Annotated in this window: 18 protein-coding genes and 1 riboswitch; of the genes, 17 read left to right on the top strand and 1 reads right to left on the bottom strand. The window is 43.7% G+C overall.

Going from position 1 to position 17,364, the window contains the following annotated elements:
- The first annotated feature begins 147 nt into the window (after positions 1-147).
- From D2910_RS03235 to D2910_RS03215, 5 genes are all read left to right on the top strand, one after another.
- On the top strand, positions 148-864 hold the full coding sequence (locus tag D2910_RS03235) for a response regulator transcription factor (RefSeq protein WP_101802894.1): 717 nt from the start codon (positions 148-150) through the stop codon (positions 862-864).
- On the top strand, positions 857-2,638 hold the full coding sequence (locus tag D2910_RS03230; protein ID WP_084245458.1) for an ATP-binding protein: 1,782 nt from the start codon (positions 857-859) through the stop codon (positions 2,636-2,638). Before D2910_RS03235 ends, D2910_RS03230 begins: the two co-directional genes overlap by 8 nt.
- 45 nt (positions 2,639-2,683) lie before the next feature.
- Positions 2,684-3,217, top strand: coding sequence for an RNA polymerase sigma factor SigX (gene sigX / locus D2910_RS03225; protein WP_084245460.1), 534 nt, complete (start codon positions 2,684-2,686; stop codon positions 3,215-3,217).
- Positions 3,207-4,445: a GerMN domain-containing protein gene (locus D2910_RS03220; RefSeq protein WP_117312382.1), complete on the top strand. Its 1,239-nt coding sequence runs from the start codon at positions 3,207-3,209 to the stop codon at positions 4,443-4,445. Before sigX ends, D2910_RS03220 begins: the two co-directional genes overlap by 11 nt.
- 82 nt (positions 4,446-4,527) lie before the next feature.
- A riboswitch (FMN riboswitch) is annotated at positions 4,528-4,661 on the top strand.
- A 147-nt stretch (positions 4,662-4,808) separates the two neighbouring features.
- Positions 4,809-5,390 carry an ECF transporter S component gene (locus D2910_RS03215; protein ID WP_117312381.1) on the top strand — a complete coding sequence of 194 codons (582 nt, stop codon included), beginning with the start codon at positions 4,809-4,811 and terminating at the stop codon, positions 5,388-5,390.
- A gap of 83 nt (positions 5,391-5,473) precedes the next feature.
- Here the strand turns inward: D2910_RS03215 and D2910_RS03210 are convergent, their stop codons facing one another.
- The gene (locus D2910_RS03210; RefSeq protein ID WP_084245466.1) at positions 5,474-5,725 is read right to left on the bottom strand and encodes a ferredoxin; all 252 of its coding nucleotides are present in this window, start codon (positions 5,723-5,725) and stop codon (positions 5,474-5,476) included.
- 107 nt (positions 5,726-5,832) lie between these two features.
- On the opposite strand from D2910_RS03210, the gene D2910_RS03205 reads away from it, so the two are divergent.
- The 12 genes from D2910_RS03205 (at position 5,833) to fni (ending at position 17,334) form a co-directional block, all read left to right on the top strand.
- Positions 5,833-6,858 (top strand): YpbB family protein, encoded by a 1,026-nt coding sequence (locus D2910_RS03205; protein ID WP_117312380.1) that lies wholly within the window; start codon positions 5,833-5,835, stop codon positions 6,856-6,858.
- Complete coding sequence (locus D2910_RS03200; protein WP_084245470.1) at positions 6,855-8,282, top strand: RecQ family ATP-dependent DNA helicase; 1,428 nt, start codon at positions 6,855-6,857, stop codon at positions 8,280-8,282. Before D2910_RS03205 ends, D2910_RS03200 begins: the two co-directional genes overlap by 4 nt.
- Positions 8,283-8,362: 80 nt before the next feature.
- Positions 8,363-9,049, top strand: coding sequence for a LysM peptidoglycan-binding domain-containing protein (locus D2910_RS03195; RefSeq protein ID WP_084245472.1), 687 nt, complete (start codon positions 8,363-8,365; stop codon positions 9,047-9,049).
- A gap of 60 nt (positions 9,050-9,109) precedes the next feature.
- Positions 9,110-9,739, top strand: a complete 630-nt coding sequence (locus tag D2910_RS03190) for a CBS domain-containing protein (RefSeq protein ID WP_117312379.1) — start codon at positions 9,110-9,112, stop codon at positions 9,737-9,739.
- Positions 9,740-9,806: 67 nt separating this feature from the next.
- The gene (locus D2910_RS03185; RefSeq protein ID WP_117312378.1) at positions 9,807-10,589 is read left to right on the top strand and encodes a metallophosphoesterase; all 783 of its coding nucleotides are present in this window, start codon (positions 9,807-9,809) and stop codon (positions 10,587-10,589) included.
- A 55-nt stretch (positions 10,590-10,644) separates the two neighbouring features.
- Complete coding sequence (locus tag D2910_RS03180; protein WP_084245478.1) at positions 10,645-11,613, top strand: YpdA family putative bacillithiol disulfide reductase; 969 nt, start codon at positions 10,645-10,647, stop codon at positions 11,611-11,613.
- A gap of 66 nt (positions 11,614-11,679) precedes the next feature.
- Positions 11,680-12,648, top strand: coding sequence for an asparaginase (locus tag D2910_RS03175; RefSeq protein ID WP_084245480.1), 969 nt, complete (start codon positions 11,680-11,682; stop codon positions 12,646-12,648).
- Between the two features lie 81 nt (positions 12,649-12,729).
- Positions 12,730-13,410 carry a glutamic-type intramembrane protease PrsW gene (prsW, locus tag D2910_RS03170; RefSeq protein ID WP_117312377.1) on the top strand — a complete coding sequence of 227 codons (681 nt, stop codon included), beginning with the start codon at positions 12,730-12,732 and terminating at the stop codon, positions 13,408-13,410.
- 386 nt (positions 13,411-13,796) lie between these two features.
- Complete coding sequence (gene cmk / locus D2910_RS03165; protein WP_101802905.1) at positions 13,797-14,471, top strand: (d)CMP kinase; 675 nt, start codon at positions 13,797-13,799, stop codon at positions 14,469-14,471.
- A gap of 1 nt (position 14,472) precedes the next feature.
- On the top strand, positions 14,473-15,060 hold the full coding sequence (locus D2910_RS03160) for a lysophospholipid acyltransferase family protein (RefSeq protein ID WP_101802906.1): 588 nt from the start codon (positions 14,473-14,475) through the stop codon (positions 15,058-15,060).
- 72 nt (positions 15,061-15,132) lie between these two features.
- Positions 15,133-16,278, top strand: coding sequence for a 30S ribosomal protein S1 (gene rpsA / locus D2910_RS03155; RefSeq protein WP_117312376.1), 1,146 nt, complete (start codon positions 15,133-15,135; stop codon positions 16,276-16,278).
- The gene (gene fni, locus D2910_RS03150; protein WP_084245490.1) at positions 16,279-17,334 is read left to right on the top strand and encodes a type 2 isopentenyl-diphosphate Delta-isomerase; all 1,056 of its coding nucleotides are present in this window, start codon (positions 16,279-16,281) and stop codon (positions 17,332-17,334) included.
- The last annotated feature ends 30 nt before the right edge of the window (positions 17,335-17,364 follow it).

Genomic DNA, 17,364 nt, shown 5'->3' with positions numbered 1-17,364 from the left:
AAATCAAAGCGGATGGAGAAAAAGCATTATTTTTCTCCATCCGCTTTTTCAATAAGATTTGACTGCTTATATAGAAACCCATTTTTATTTATTTTTGGAAATGTTATCGGTACAATGTAAGAATAGAAGAAAGTTGGAGGGATTACGATGTCTGAGGAAATTACAATTTTGGTTGTCGATGATGAGGAAAGGATCCGCAGGTTGTTGAAAATGTACCTTGAGCGCGAAGGGTACCTTGTCGAAGAAGCGGAAAATGGCGTTGAAGCCCTTGAAATGGCCACTGAAAAAGACTATCACTGCATCCTGCTGGATTTGATGATGCCTGAAAAAGGTGGGATTGAAGTAGCGACGGAACTGCGTGAAACTAAAATGACCCCAATTATCATGCTGACTGCGAAAGGCGAAGAAGCGAATCGGGTCGAAGGTTTTGAATCCGGAGCTGATGACTATATCGTCAAACCCTTCAGTCCAAGGGAAGTGGTGCTGCGGGTAAAAGCGATTCTTCGCCGCTCATCCGCCTATTCGCCATCCGCCAATTCAACTGTTTCCAAAGATCTAGTCGTTTTTCCGCATCTGACGATTGATCATGATGCTCACCGGGTCACAGCTGACGGTACCGAAGTGAACCTGACTCCTAAAGAATACGAGTTGCTTTATTTCCTTGCCAAAGCACCGGATAAAGTTTTTGACCGGGAGCATCTGCTCAAAGAAGTTTGGCATTACGATTTCTTCGGAGACCTTCGGACAGTTGATACACATGTGAAACGACTTCGCGAAAAATTGAACCGGGTCTCGGAATCTGCTGCCAAAATGATTGTGACAGTCTGGGGAGTAGGTTATAAATTCGAGGTCGGCAATGAATAGAATATGGAATAGTGTCGTCGGGAAGCTGTGGATTACCATCCTGCTTCTCGTTTCCTTTGTCCTTTTTATTGTTACTGTACTCCTTTTGGAATTTTTGGGAAATTACCACAGCCAAACGGTTGAAGAAACTTTGAATAAGGAAGCGGCTACAATTGCCCGTATTTTCAATGAACATGGCAATTTGGACATATCATTGAATATCATCGACGATATTCTGGGTCCTGAAACAAATGCTGTCATCGCCGAAGCACCATATGAAAGTTCTTATTTTTTGCATGACGGCATGAATGGCGATGAAATCCGTGAACGCATTCTGAATGAACCTGCGTTCCAGAAAGTTTTTGAAAGTGATGAAACCGTTATGAAGGAAATGCTTCTTCCTGCTTTGTCGGGAGAAGACAGAATGGAATCCTATATTGTTTTAGCAAGTCCGCTTCAGACAGGACAGGAACTGCATGGAACAGTATTCATCTACCAGTCCCTTGAAGTGATGGACCGTACGGCTGAGAGAACCACGAACATCGTCTTCCTGTCAGCTTTCATCGCATTATTGCTTACAACATTTTTTGCATTCTTCCTTTCTTCCCGCATTACTTCGCCACTGCGTAAAATGCGTGAAGGTGCATTTGAGCTGGCGAAAGGTAATTTTGATACCAGAGTCAAATCCACTTCCAAAGATGAAATCGGCCAATTGGCAACTGCATTCAATCAGATGGGCGGCCAATTAAAACATCATCTCGAAGTTATCAGTCAGGAAAAAGAACAATTATCCAGTATCTTGACATCAATGGCTGATGCTGTCATTACTTTCAATCAAGATAAAACTGTCCTGCTCAGCAATCCCCCTGCAGAAAAGCTGCATGAAAACTGGCTGTTGAAAAAAGCGATTCCTGAAGGAAAGCCTCTTCCGCTCGAACTGTATCATATGCTGGACCACGTTCTTCATTTTGAGGAAGAGCTGGAAGAAGAGCTTGAAATTGAAGGAGCTTACTACGCAGTATCATTCAGCCCGCTATACAGCGGTGACTCGGTCCGTGGGGCTGTGGCTGTCCTGCATGATATGACAGAACAGCATAAACTGGAAAAACTGCGTGAAGACTTCATTTCCAATGTATCCCATGAATTGCGGACACCAATAGCCATGCTTCAGGGATATAGCGAAGCTCTGCTTGATGATGTCGGTGCAACAGAGGAAGAACGCCGGGAAATGACGAAAATCATTTATGAAGAATCTCAGCGGATGGGCCGGCTTGTAACAGATTTGCTTAATCTGGCCAGACTGGAATCCGGACACATGCGACTTTATAAAGAAGTCGTCCAGCTAAATAATGTCATCGAGCGCATGACCCTTAAATTCGCTCAGGCTGCGAAAGAAAATGGAATTGAATTGTCTTTTGATACGGATATTGATGATTGGACAGCTGCTGAAATTGATGAAGACAGAATTGAGCAAGTAATGACCAATCTTATCGACAATGCGCTGCGCCATACACCAGAAGGCGGAAGGGTAATTGTGAAGGCACAGCAACAGAATAATTTTGCTAAGATATCCGTCAATGACACAGGTTCGGGTATATCCGAAGAGGACAAAGCTTTTGTCTTTGAGCGTTTCTACAAAGCAGACAAAGCCCGTACACTCGGCAAAGGCGGAACCGGGCTTGGCTTGGCGATTGCCAGCAATATCGTCAAGGCTCACGACGGTGTAATCGATGTGGAAAGTGAATTTGGTAAAGGAACTTCATTCTTTTTCCTGCTGCCACTGAAAAAGATGTAACTTAATTCGACATAAAACGACTAATTCTAAGAACGGGGGGAGTATATGAATGACTCCGTTTTCCACAGGCTTTATGACCAGTACCATCAGGATGTTTTCCAATTCCTGATTTATTTGGTTAAGAACCGCCATATCGCGGAAGATCTCATGCACGAAGTTTATATTCGGGTATTTCGGGCTTATGACCGCTTTGAAGGCAAAAGCACTGAGAAGACATGGCTTTTTTCCATCGCCAAAAATGTTGCCATCGATCATTTCCGAAAAGCTTCAGTGAGGCAAAAGCATTCGATGGAGCATTTCGACTGGGAAACGCAGCAGTTGACTTCTTCTGAGCGTTTGCCGGAAGAGCTGTCTTTATTGAATGAAGATAAGCTCTCATTATATAAAGCGTTGGATACTTGCACAGGAGACCAGAAAATGGTCGTCATCATGCGCTTCTTCCAGGATTTGTCCATTGCCGAAACTGCTGAAATCCTTGATTGGTCAGAAGGAAAGGTCAAAACGACCCAGCACCGTGCAATCAAATCCCTGCGCCAAAAATTAACCGCAAAGGAAGGGGGATTGCAAAATGCCGAATAACAAATGGGATGAAGAAAACATCGAAAATTTGTTAAAGGATTTCCCCGCTATCAAAGACGAAAGACCAAAAGAAGAAGTTTTTAAACGGCTCCAAAAAACAGAAAGACCCCATAAAAAATCGAAGAACTGGGTGCCGCTTCTAGTTGCGGCTCTGGCATTTATCACGTTCGGTGTGCTGCTGGCGTCCATGCTCGGCCAAAGCAGCGATGAGAGTGCTTATGATATGAGCGGTTCGGAAGGCGAGGGTGCTGAAGAAAGTACAGCAGAAAGCGGAGACGCTAACTCAGCTGCTACGGAAGATAGTGGAGGTGCAGAATCGGAGTCAGCGGCAACCGAATCTTCTGAAGAAGCGGATTCAGAAGAAGGTTCAGATTCTTTCAATGCTATGGAATCCGCCGCAGGTCCACCTGAAATTACTCTTAATGAAGAGCAATTGGAAGGCATTTCCTTGTTCACTGTGGGCTTGACTGAAAATGCGATTGTTATCCCGGTGTCATTTGTGATTTGGGAGGACCGATTGGTGGAAGATTTTGGAACCGCTGATGTGGATGCAGTTGAACTCTATAATCGATATGCAGCCGAACTTGATGAAGAAGCATTGGGGTTTGATGAATATCACCCATACAGCGGAACAATTGATGCGACTGCAGAAGGGGTTCAACATGAATTGCCCGCTGCTCATGAATACGACATGGCTTCCGCCGCGATGAGTGTTTATTTCAATTCGTTGGCAGCTACGTTTTCCGATGCCTCTGAAATTTCAATCGTCGACGAATCCGGAAATGCTGCGAATTTTGATCAGGTAGGACAGGTTCAAGCGATTCAGCCTGGCATCACAAATATCGCCTACTATTCGTATAGTACCGCAGATACAGAACGCTATCTTGTACCTGGTTATGATATGCCGCATGAAAATGTTTCAGCAGCTTTGGAAGCCATGAAATCCTCACCAAACGATCTATATGAATCTGTCGTGCCACAGGATTTGGAGTATTCCGTTTCTGAAAACGACAGAACAGTTACGGTGGAGTTTACTGAACCGGTGGATTTCAATTCTTATGAGTATAGAGAAGCAGTATTCTTGATAGAAGGAATGGTTCTGACCGCGGACTCTTTCGGCAAGGAATTGATGATTGCCAATACCGTGGATACAAACTGGAACAAGTATGATTTCACGAAACCATTACCGGTTCCTGCAGGGATAAACGTTAAGGAATATAATTATTAATTGACGAGGCGCATTGTAAGCAAAGCTGTTTACAATGCGCCTTTTTTCAATTATCATTAATTTGTAATTAAATAAAATATCGATTCATCTTCGGGGCAGGGTGCAATTCCCTACCGGCGGTAATTGAACGATTGTTCATAAGCCCGCGAGCCGTAAAACGCAGGATTTGGTGAGATTCCAAAGCCGACAGTATAGTCTGGATGGGAGAAGGTGAAGGTGCGGACGTGTGTCGTTTACTGTAAACGGAACGCTGTTTTAAGTGTGCCTTTTCTCCCTTAAGTGGTTTTCAGCTTAAGGGATTTGCTATGTAACAACACGATCCAAGCCTTTCTTCTGGTGAATCACGACAAGGAGAGAGGAATAATGAAGAACAAAAAATTACAGTCGATGATTGTAATCGGGATGCTGAGCAGTATTTCATTTATCTTGATGCTGTTTAATTTCCCTTTGCCAGCATTGCCGGCATTTTTGAAAGTGGATTTTAGTGATGTGCCAGCTTTGATAGCGGCTATTACAATGGGGCCGGTAGCCGGTATACTGGTAGCGTTCTTTAAGAACGTGCTGGATTGGTTATTCCAAGGAAGCCCAACAGGTGTCCCAGTAGGACATTTGGCGAACTTTGCGACAAGCATCTTATTTTTTATGCCTGTCTATTACATCTATAACAAGATTTCGACTAAAAAAGGCATGATTTTTGGATTGGCCGCTGGAACACTTTCAATGGCAATCGGTATGAGCATTCTCAACTACCTGGTATTTCTGCCAATGTACACGTATTTCCTGAATATGCCCGCTGAAACCGGCAATGCACTGTTCGGAACGATCGTTTTGGGTATTCTGCCGTTCAATTTGATTAAAGGTATTTTATTGACGCTGGTGGTTCTGCTGATGTTCAGCAGCATGCACAGGTGGATTGAGAAGCAGCGCCTTTACTATCAAGCCTGAAATAAATAACGATATAATAATAGATGGAATAAGAAAATCCCCTGAGAAAATTTTTCTCAGGGGATTTTCTGTACAATCAATAATCAGTCTTCATATTTTAATGGATCGCCTTCAAAAGGAGCGTCCGCCACTTTGATGGAATCTGTTGGACAGCCTTCAAATGCATCTTCCATATCCTCTTCCAATTCGTCTGGAACTTCAGTGTTCCCCGTGTTATCATCTAGGATAACAAACGCAATTCCTTCATCATCATAGTCATAAATGTCGGGTGCTGCAGCTCCACAAGCGCCACAAGCGATACAAGTATCTTTATCGACAATGGTATACTTAGCCATAATCTTATTCCTCTCCTTTATCTCCGAACAAGTTCAGTTATACTATCGTTTTCATTCTAAAGGTGTTTGAGTAGTTTTTCAACCAAAAACCGCTAGGGGGCGCAGTCTTGTTATTTGAAGATATTCTTATCACGATTTTAAAAGCGGTGGATGGCGAGCGGACGATTTCCTCACCCTATCATTTGATAAAAGGGAAAAAATCCGGACAGACAATTCAGGACATCGGCTATTATAAACTTCACCCATACTTCGGGGTTATGCCGAAATTAGAAAAAAAGGTCTATGATAAAGCCGTCCAAAAATTATTTGAACAAGGGTTCATCATAACAGATGGACAGGTTGTGAGAATGACGGAAGCGTCCATGGCACTGCAGACGCCGGTTCCTTTGCTTAATGGATGGAAGTATCGCGGAAAAGAACAATTGTTTATGGCGCGGCTTTCCTTGATTGTCCAGTCACTTTCACAAATTCATCAGAATCAGCGAGCTTTCGATCCGGTAGTGATTGCGGAAGACATACAGCAATGGGTGAAAAAATATTTACATAAAATTAATTACCGTGATGCTGAAAGTTGTCGGAACTTCAAAACAGAGTTGGCAGTCAGCCTGTCGAAGGTTGATGTGGATGCTGCCGGTAAAAGAATTGTTGTCCAAAGACTTTCAGGATTTAAAATCGGAGGTTTGACCTGGGAACAAATAGCAGCCGCAGAAAGATTGGAAGTCATTGATATCAAATTGCAAGCGATTGAAACATTGCATGCGTGGATGGATGTTCTGGAAACCCGACAGTTTCCTATGATGAGTGAACTGTTGGATGGTGTTATCCAACAATCTTCTTTGACGGAAACTGCAAGAAGGACCGAATATTATTTCAGAAATGGCCGAAGCCTTGAAGAAATTGCCGCTTTGAGAGGGTTGAAGACGAGTACGATTGAAGACCATTTTGTAGAGCTGGCAATGAATGACCCAGGGTTTGATATTCTTGCTTTTATGGATGGAAGTCTCTACAGCAAGATAATTGCTGTCAGCCATTCCCGGAATACCAAAAGGCTTAGGGATATTAAAGAAGCCATACCGGAGGCAGGTTACTTCCAAATTCGGCTTGCGTTAGCGACAAAGGGGGAAACGTTATGAATCTGGAAAAAACATTATTTGATACGTACGGATTTACGTCTTTCCGTCCTGGACAAAAGGAAGTGATTGAAAAAATCCTTGGGGGCCAAGACGTAATCGCCTTATTGCCGACAGGGATGGGCAAATCGATGTGCTACCAGCTTCCTGCTCATCTGATGGAAGGAAGTGTACTGGTTGTTTCGCCGCTCTTATCGCTGATGCAAGATCAAGTAGCTCAATTGAAAAAGATGGGGGAAAAATCAGTGGCTGCTATCAATTCTTTCCTTGATCCTGCTGAGCGCTCAAACATTCTGCACAACTTGAATACTTACCGTTTTATTTTTATTTCTCCTGAAATGCTGGTACAGCCCTATATCAAAAATAAATTGATGGGACTGAACATTTCATTGCTTGTTGCTGATGAAGCTCATTGCATTTCACAATGGGGCTTTGATTTTCGTCCGGATTATCTTAGGATAGCAGAAATTATGCCAGCTCTCGGCCATCCGCGGGTTCTGGCGCTGACCGCCACTGCCACTGCTAAAGTAACGGAGGAAATCAAACAGTATCTGAAGCTTTCAGAACCATTTATCTATACACACCCGATGGACCGGAAAAATATTGCTTATGATATAAAGAAATTTGAAAACGGCAAGGAGAAATTGGAGTGGCTATCCACTTTTGTGGCAGCCAATAAAGGACCGGGTATCATATACGCCGGTACACGGAAAAAATCCCAGGAATTATCCAACCTTCTCAGCCTATCCGGAATCCGTACGGCGTTCTATCATGGGGGCATGGAACATCAGGACAGGATTTTTGTCCAGCAGCAATTTCAGAATGGTGAATTGGAATGGGTTTGTTCAACCAATGCTTTTGGAATGGGCGTACATATCCCGGATATTGGCCATGTAATCCATTTTCAGGTGCCGACTTCCATAGAAGGCTATGTTCAGGAAGTTGGGCGAGCAGGCAGGAATGGTGATCCGGCTCTGGCAACCTTATTGTACGCTGCGGGAGACGAGGATCTTCTTGCAAACCTTGTCCTGGATGATTTGCCAACGAATCATGAAATAAGGGAAGTTTACCAGAATGAAGGTGACCCGGCACAATTGGTCGATCAGGGGATTGTAAGAGAAACTTCTTTGAGAGTGATTTCCTATTGGAAGAATCATTTAAGTGAGCAAGACACCATTATTCAAATCGCACAACAAAAAAATGAAAAAATAAAGCAGTCTGCTAAAATCAGGAAATTGATCAATTTGGAAAGCTGTGTTAGAGAATATGTGCTGGAATGCTTTGATCAGCAATTGCATATCAAGCCGGAAAACTGCTGCATCAATGATCATCTGAATTTTGCTGACTTTCTTACCCACCGGGAAACTGTGGATATTCAAGTATTGGATACATGGGAAAGCCGCTTGAATGCAATCTTACCTTGTTAATAATGTATTATTATGGCATTTACAAATGGGACTTTTTTCGTCATAATGAAGTTATCAGATAAGATAGGGGTAATTAATGAATGGACAAAAAAAATTATCGTGAATCCTTGGAAAAAGATCGCCAGGAAATCATTACGGATAGCAATTCCACCCTGTCACGGAGAGCGCATCGACAAACAGGCAGTCAGAAGACCCAAAAACGGAAAAATCTCTTGTTGCCTGCATTGTTCTTCATTTTCATCCTGATTCCGGTAACGATCCTGATATATGTGGCTTTTGTTTATGAGCCGAATGACACCTTGATCGGAGCGGAAAATGAAAACGAAGTAAGTTTTGAAAACACGTCATCACCTGAAGAAAACTCAGTTCTCGTTCCGGAAGAAACAGAGGAAGATGTGGCCGATGAAACGGAAGAAGCTGCTGACGAAAAATCCGAGGAAACTGACGCGGCAGCTGAAGAGAAAAAGGATGACACCGTAAAAGAAGATACGTCTGAAGAAACGGAAGAACCGGCTGAAAGTGAAACGCCTGCAGAACAGGAAACGCCTGCAGCGGAAACACCAAGTACACCTGAACCGGAAGAACCTGCGGGCAGTGATGCTGTTGGAGCGAAAACGGTCATTGTAAAAGACAACGAAACTTTGTACCGGATCGCGGTGAATAATTATGGAGCTTCAGGAGCTGGAGCTGCTGTAGAAAAAATCAAACAAGCTAATGGTTTGAGTTCGAATGAAATTTATGCAGGACAGAAGTTAATCCTTCCATAATAGAGGGTACTCTTATATTGAGTAAAAACTTAAATCATATCATGAGACAGGAGTGGGCAAATGTTCGTAAAAAGCGCAATGATCAAAAAAGAAAAATGCTATACTGTTAAACCGGAGGATTCAGTGCAGATTGGCCTGGATTTGCTGGAGAAATTTTCGGTCGATGCCTTGCCGGTAGTGGAAGGCAATAAATTCAAAGGCATCTTCACTTGGTACCATGCCTATAAGGCTTTCTTCAATGCAGGACAAAGCAAGGAAGAGTACATAAGTTCAACAAAAGTTAAAGATGTTTTGGTAAATGAAGATGTTTTCCTTAGCCTGGATGATGTCTACGAAAAAGCTTTAGTGGAGCTAAGTGATTTCCCGATCATAGCTGTTGTGGAAGAAGGGGAATTCCTTGGGATCGTTACTCGCTTTGACCTGGTTAACCAGCTGCAAAGCGCATTCGGGATGAAGAAATCCGGTTACCGCATCACATTTACATCTGTCGAATCCGAAGGCCGCATCGGTCGTCTGGGCGAGCTGATCGAAAAATTCAAAGAATCGGTCATTTCACTTGTAACTTTTGATGAAACCGATAAAGTCGTACGGGGAATCGTCTTGAAAATCCGCAAAAAAGACAATGTTGATAAATTCGTAAAAGAACTTGAAAAATCCGGATTCCGTGTACTGGATATTTCAGAAGATTAATAGGAAAATAAAAGGGGCTTAAGCAGAACTTGCTTATGCCCCTTTATTGATTGGAGGAGTGGTGCATTTGAAATATCTTTTTCGTGCAGGGCTTGCAGCTGCCGCACTGCTCTTATACATGTACAGAAACGCGAATAAGATTCATAAGAAAAGACATATTATCAAACTGGAAACCCGTCATGGGTTCCGTCCTTTTCGTCTGCTTTTTGTCGCAGACATCCACCGGAAGAAGTTGCCGGAAAACTTCATCACGAATCCTTTGGATGCTGTCGTGATTGGAGGGGATTTTACGGAACGGGGTGTGCCTATGAAGAGGACTGCTGATAATTTGCGGATTTTAACTGAAGCCTCACCGGTGTTTTTTATTTGGGGTAATAACGATGAAGAGGTTGGAGAGCGCAATCTGCGGAAATTACTGGGCCATTTTCAGGTGACTATTCTGGATAATGAATCAGTGGAATTATTCAACAATCCGCACCTGAAATTAGTGGGGGTTGATTTTTTCAGCGACAGGGAAGAAAAGCTGAAAAAAGCTTTCTCAAAAGTTGAACGTGATGATACCGTCCTTTTTGCATCCCATACGCCGGCTGTTTTTAAATACTTGCAATCAGCAGAAGGCCCTGGGTTCATGATGGCCGGGCATACACACGGAGGTCAGATCAGAATAGGGAGAATCGGACTTTATAAAAAAGGCTCCCTTCGAAAGTTTGGCAGACGCTATCAACTCGTTACTAACGGCTATGGGACTACATCGCTTCCGTTGCGGCTTGGAGCTGAAGCGCAGTATCACATTTTGGAATTTATACCTTTAGAAGGCAATGGCTTTCAGCGAGTGGCGAAGAATACGTAAATCTTCTATGCTTATAAGAGGAGTAAAGTAATGCAACAGGCAGGAGTTGGCTTAAATGGAGAATACAGATGTTGTAATCATTGGCGGCGGCCCTTGCGGACTGTCAGCCGCAATTGAATTGAAAAAAGCGGGACTGCAGACAATTGTCATCGAAAAAGGAAATGTCGTAAATGCAATTTATCAATATCCGACTCATCAGACCTTTTTCAGTTCCAGTGAACGGCTCTCAATAGGCGGCATCCCATTCATAACAGAAGAGAGAAAACCGAGAAGAAATCAGGCCCTTGTATACTACCGAAATGTCGTAACTATGGCGGGATTGGATGTGCGAGCTTATGAAACGGCTCTTTCGGTGGAAAAAGATGGGGATTTTATCATCACTACATCCAAGGGCGTCTATCGGTCAAAATATCTTGTTGCCGCAACAGGTTATTACGATCAACCCAACACACTTGATGTCGAAGGTGCAGAACTGCCTAAAGTGATGCATTATTTCAAGGAAGGGCATCCTTATTTCAATCAGGATGTTTTAGTGATCGGCGGTAAAAATTCAGCGGTTGACGCAGCTTTGGAATTACACAAAGCGGGCAGCCGCGTGACAGTTTCCTATCATGGCACCAGTTATTCCAAAAGCATCAAACCTTGGATTCTCCCCGAATTCGACGGTTTGGTGCGTAAAGGCGAAATCAGTATGCTGTTCGATTCGATGGTAGACCGGATTACAATGGATTCTGTAGAACTGACCGCAGATGACAGAAAAGTATTCATCAAAAATGATTTTGTCTTTGCAATGATCGGATATCATCCGGATCATGAATTTTTAAAAAGCATGGGCATTGTAATCGATGAAGCGACCGGCAGACCTGAATTTGATGAAGAATCCATGGAAACAGGAGTCGACGGTCTGTTCATTGCCGGAGTTATAGCTGCCGGAAATAATGCCAATGAAATATTTATTGAAAATGGCCGTTTCCATGGTGAACAGATTGCCGCAGCAATTTGCAGCAGAGAAGGACTGAAATAGGTTTCGGGATGAAAATTACAAATTATTAGTAAGCATGCAGCAAGAGCATCGGAAGGAGATTCGGTCATGAAGAAAAAAGTATCGCTGATCACGACGGGAGGCACAATCGCATCCCGTGAAATTTCAAAGGGTTTATTGAAATCCGGAGCTATCTCAGGTCAGGAACTGGCAGAGTTATGCCAGCTGCCATTAGATATAGAAGTGAAAGTAATCGATATATTTCAATTGCCAAGTATGCATATTGGCTTCGAACAAATGCTTAAAATCCAAAAAGCGGTCGAAAAGGAATTTCAGGATGACTCCGTCAGTGGTGTAGTGGTTACCCATGGTACAGACACGCTTGAAGAAACCGCTTTTTTTCTGGATCTGACTATCGACGACAGTCGTCCGGTAGTAGTGACTGGTTCACAGCGGGCACCGGAGGAAGTCGGGACAGATGTTTATTCGAATTTGCGTAACTCAATAAATGCAGCAGTGGACAAAACGCTTCACGATGTGGGAACAGTAGTGGTTTTCAACGAACGGATCTATTCAGCAAAATACGTGAAAAAAGTGCATTCGAGCAATCTGCAGGGATTCGATTCGTTCGGACATGGTTATTTGGGCATCATCGATAATGATAAAGTCAGAGTTTACCAAAAGCCCATTTATCGCGAAATACATAATGTAATCGACAGTATTCCACGTGTGGATATAGTGAAATGCCATTCGGGCCAGGATGGCTACATCGTCGATATGCTTGTCAAAGGCGGATCGAAAGGCATTGTTTTGGAAGCTGCAGGGCGAGGGCAGGTTTCACCATTTATGGTGGAATCGATCAGCCAGGCTGTAGAGCAAGGCGTATATGTTGTCCTTACTACAAGTGCCGAGGAAGGCAATGTCTATCCCTCTTACGGCTATCCTGGCAGTGCCCATGATTTGCTTTCAAAAGGCGTATTTTTAGGAAGTGATTATGACAGTAAAAAAGCCCGTATTAAATTGGCGGTGGCATTATCGTCTGCAGGCAAAATTGATAATCAGACATTTTCCATATAATTGGTTAAATTTCAGCTGGCGGCTAAAAATTCATAATATATCGTGATATACTGAAAGTACTATGAGCAAAGGAGCATCACGATGATAATATTACTTACTGTAGCGATAGCTCCTAGCCTGGCATTATTCAGTTATTTCTATTTGCGGGATCAATTTTCACAGGAGCCTTCCAAACTGCTGTTTCAAAGTTTCATCTATGGAGCAGTTCTGACGTTTCCGATTCTGTTTTTACAATATGTCTTTAAAGAAGAACAGGTATTCAGCAATATACTGGCGACCAATATTCTGTTCCCCAGTACTATAGAAGAATTTTTTAAATGGCTTGTTATACTGATTGCTATTTTCAGACATGTGGATTTTGAAGATCCTTATGATGGGATCCTCTATGGAGCAAGTGTTTCACTGGGATTTGCGACAGTTGAAAATATCCTCTATCTATTGGAATTCGGGACTGATATCGCTTTTATCAGAGCTTTGCTTCCCGTTTCAAGCCATGCGCTGTTTGGCGTCGTCATGGGATATTATTATGGGAAAGCCAAATTTTCACACGATGGAGTTCAGCATAAATGGCTGTTCCTGGCATTGTTCATACCGTTTGGGCTGCATCTTTTATACAACGCAAGCCTCTGGTCCAATAATAATCTTCTGGCAGGCGCTGCACCGTTTATGCTGTTCCTGTGGTGGTTCGGCCTTAGAAAAGTGAAGCAGGCCCATTTATTGTCCTTATCACATTACCACCAGCAAAATTCCAAAATGCCATGAATTAATTATCATAACTATTCAGCCCGGGGTCTTCGGGCTTTTTTCTATGTATTTTTTGCTAGTAAGGCCTTTTAAAGCAGAGCGGGCGCTGTCGCTTTTCTTTGTCCAGACTCCAGCGACCAGATTCTCGGATCATAAGCCACTCTGGCTGTGCGGCTGAAAACACGCCGCTTCGCCAGATCGTCTTATGCCTTTCGAATCTACATGGTCGCTTCCGCTTTACTTGTGTCCAGACTCCAGCTGCCCAGCTCTTCGGGTCATAAGCCAGCCCAGCTGCGTGGCTAATCGCCACTTCGCTGTTCTGTCTTATGCCTTTCAGAGCTTAGCGGGCGCTGTCGCTTTTCTTGTGTTAAAATAACTTGAATACATACGATGAGGTGACTTTTTTGACGAAATCAATCCAAATAGCGCTCGATGGTCCTGCTGCTGCAGGCAAGAGCACAATCGCAAAAATCGTAGCTGAGAAATTAGGCTATATTTATATCGATACAGGCGCAATGTACCGTGCTATTACATTAAAGGCTATACGGGAAGGCATCAATTTAGAGAGCGGTGAAGAGGCTGGGCGCCTGCTTGCAGATACACGGATAGACCTGCAGCCTTCACAAGATGGTCAATTGGTCTTTTTGGATGGAAAAAATGTGACAGAAGACATCCGGTCACAAAATGTGACGAATTCCGTCTCTATGATGGCAGCACATGAATCCGTACGAAAACAGATGGTGAAGCTGCAGCAGATACTGGCTTCCGGCAGAGGTGTGGTGATGGATGGACGTGATATCGGCACTCAGGTACTGCCGAATGCCGAGCTGAAAGTTTTCATGTCTGCGACTGTTGAAGAACGTGCGCGGCGCCGTTTTGAAGAGAACAAAAAAAGAGGAATCGATACGCCGCTGGATGATCTGCAAAAAGAGATTGCCGCGCGGGACAAAATGGACAGCGAAAGGGAAGTATCCCCACTGCGTCAGGCACAGGATGCGCTTTATCTCGATACAACGAATTTATCTATTGTCGACGCCGCATCCGAAATTCTAAAATTAGCGGAAGAAAGGTTGGACTGACGTGAATTTATATACATTCGGCAAAGCTTTGGTCAAGACGGCATTAACCCCGCTTTATCGGTTTGAAGTGACAGGAACAGAGAAATTCCCGGATCAGGGTGGGATTTTATTGTGTTCCAATCATATACATGCACTGGATCCGCCGGTAGTCGGAATGACTTCGCCGCGTACCGTCCACTTCATGGCAAAAGAAGAACTGTTCAAAGTGCCGGTGCTCGGTCGTATCCTTCCCCAAGTCAATGCATTCCCAGTGAAACGTGGGATGAGTGACAGGGAAGCGCTGCGCAGTGCTTTGAGGATTTTGAAAAACGGGGATGTTGTAGGACTATTCCCTGAAGGTACGCGATCTACTGACGGCGTTTTGAAAAAAGGGTTGAGTGGAGCCGGGTTTTTCGCTTTGAGAGGGGATGCTGATGTCATGCCATGTGCTATCATTGGTCCCTATAAGCCTTTCCGAAAAGTGAAAGTCGTCTACGGAGAGCCTGTTCTGATGGCTCCTTACCGTGAACGGAAAGCATCAGCGGAAGAAGTAACGTCGGTCATCATGGAGAGCATCCAAAAACTTCTGGACGAAAACTCGGAAAAATAAGGGATAATTTTTGTTTTTATTAGAGAATTCGAATAAAATAGAAGTTGGATAGTTTGTGAAGGAGGGCTACTTATGTCTGAGGAAATGAACATGATGGAAAACAATGGGTTCCAAACTGGAGATCACGTTAAAGGTACAGTTGCTAAAATCGAAGAGAAAGCAGTAACAGTTACAATCGAAGGTGCTCCTTTTGATGGGGTTATTCCAATCAGTGAGTTATCGAGCCTCCATATTGAAAAAGCATCAGATTCCGTACAAGTGGGAGATATTCTTGATCTGGTGATTACAAAAGTGGAAGACGAGAACTTTGTTTTATCCAAACGAAAAGTGGATGCCGAACAAGCATGGGATAAATTAGAAGAAAAATTCAATTCGGGTGAAATCATCGAAGCGGAAGTTAAAGATGTGGTCAAAGGCGGACTGGTTGTTGACCTTGGCGTCCGCGGATTTGTGCCGGCTTCCCTTGTCGAAGATTATTTTGTGGAATCATTCGAAGATTATAAAGGCAGAGTCATGACTTTTAAAATAGTTGAGATGGAAAAAGAAAATAATCGTCTGATACTTTCTCACCGCGCAGTGGTCGAGAAAGAGAAAGAATCGCACAAAGTGGAAGTGATGGAAAATATCCATCCAGGCGATGTGATTGAAGGTAAAGTGCAGCGTATTGCATCTTTCGGTGCCTTTGTTGATATCGGAGGAGTGGATGGCCTTGTCCACATTTCCCAGCTTTCCCATGAACATATCGACCAGGTATCTGATGCGGTGACAGAAGGACAGGAAGTGAAGGTTAAAGTACTTTCAGTTGATCGTGATGCTGAACGGATTTCGCTTTCCATCAAAGATACACTGCCTGGACCATGGGATTCCATTGAAGAGAAAGCGCCAAAAGGTTCTGTTCACACCGGAAAAGTTAAACGCCTTGTAAGCTATGGGGCATTTGTTGAAGTGTTGCCGGGTGTTGAAGGTCTCGTGCACATCTCACAGATTGCCCATAAACACATTGCGACACCTAACGAAGTGATCAGTGAAGGTGACGAAGTTCAAGTGAAAGTCCTTGATGTCAATAAAGAAGATAAACGCCCGTCATTAAGCATCAAGGAACTTCAGGAAAAAGAAGGCGAACAGGATTTCTCTGATTATGATATTCCTGAAGAATCCAGCGGCTTCTCCATCAGTGATGTCATCGGCGATAAATTGAAAGGGTTCAAATCCGAGTAAATGTCGAGGGCTCAACGCAAGATGGATCATATCAATTATGCTTTGACTGCTGGCCAAGGAGCGGGGACAATGTTTGAAGACATTCGTTTTGTCCATCAGGCATTACCCGGTCTTGGAGTAGAAGATATCGATTTGCGTCCAAAAACAGGTGATTTGAATTTAAAATCACCTGTTTTTATTAATGCTATGACAGGCGGCGGCGGAGATCATACAGAAAAACTCAATGGTATGCTCGCCAGAGTGGCGAAGGAAACAGGAATGGCTATGGCAGTCGGATCTCAAATGTCAGCGATAAAGGACCGTTCTGAAAGGCCGTCATTCAAAGTCGTTCGAAAAGAGAATCCGGACGGCATCATATTTTCGAATCTCGGCAGTGAAGCGACCTTTGACCAAGCTATGGAGGCTGTAGAAATCATTGAAGCGGACGCTCTCCAGATTCACTTGAATGTGGTGCAGGAGCTGACGATGCCTGAAGGTGACCGTGATTTTAAAGGTGCGCTTGAAAGAATTCACCATATTTCAGAATCTCTTCCAGTGCCGGTCATTGTTAAAGAAACGGGATTTGGAATTTCATATGAAACGGCTCTGAAGTTGGCCGGCACCAAGGTAGCTGCCATCGATGCAAGCGGATACGGCGGGACGAATTTCGCGAAAATCGAAAACGAGCGCCGCGCGAAAAAGCTGGATTATTTTCAGGAATGGGGCATTCCGACAGCCGCGGCTATTATCGAAGTCAAAAAAGCTTTCAATGGCATCGTTTTAGCTTCAGGCGGAATTAAAAATGCCCAGGATATCATTAAGTCATTTGTGCTCGGAGCGGATGCAGCGGGTCTGGCGGGCTCTTTTTTAAAGACTGCGATCGATGAAGGTGAATCAAAACTGATCGAGAGCGTCTTCGAGCTGCATGAAGATCTGGCGATGATGATGACGGCACTCGGTGCTGGCAATATCCGTGATCTTCAGCGATGTCCGATTGTGATTTCCGGTAATTTGGGCAATTATCTGATTGCGAGGGGCTTTGATCCGGCTGTTTTTGCAAATCCTGTGAAAAACTGAATATTGCACCATTGGAGGGGGATGGACATT

The organism is Planomicrobium okeanokoites (assembly GCF_003428875.1).
Classification (GTDB): Bacteria; Bacillota; Bacilli; order Bacillales_A; family Planococcaceae; genus Planococcus; species Planococcus okeanokoites.
This window is presented reverse-complemented; position numbering and strand designations above follow the sequence as displayed.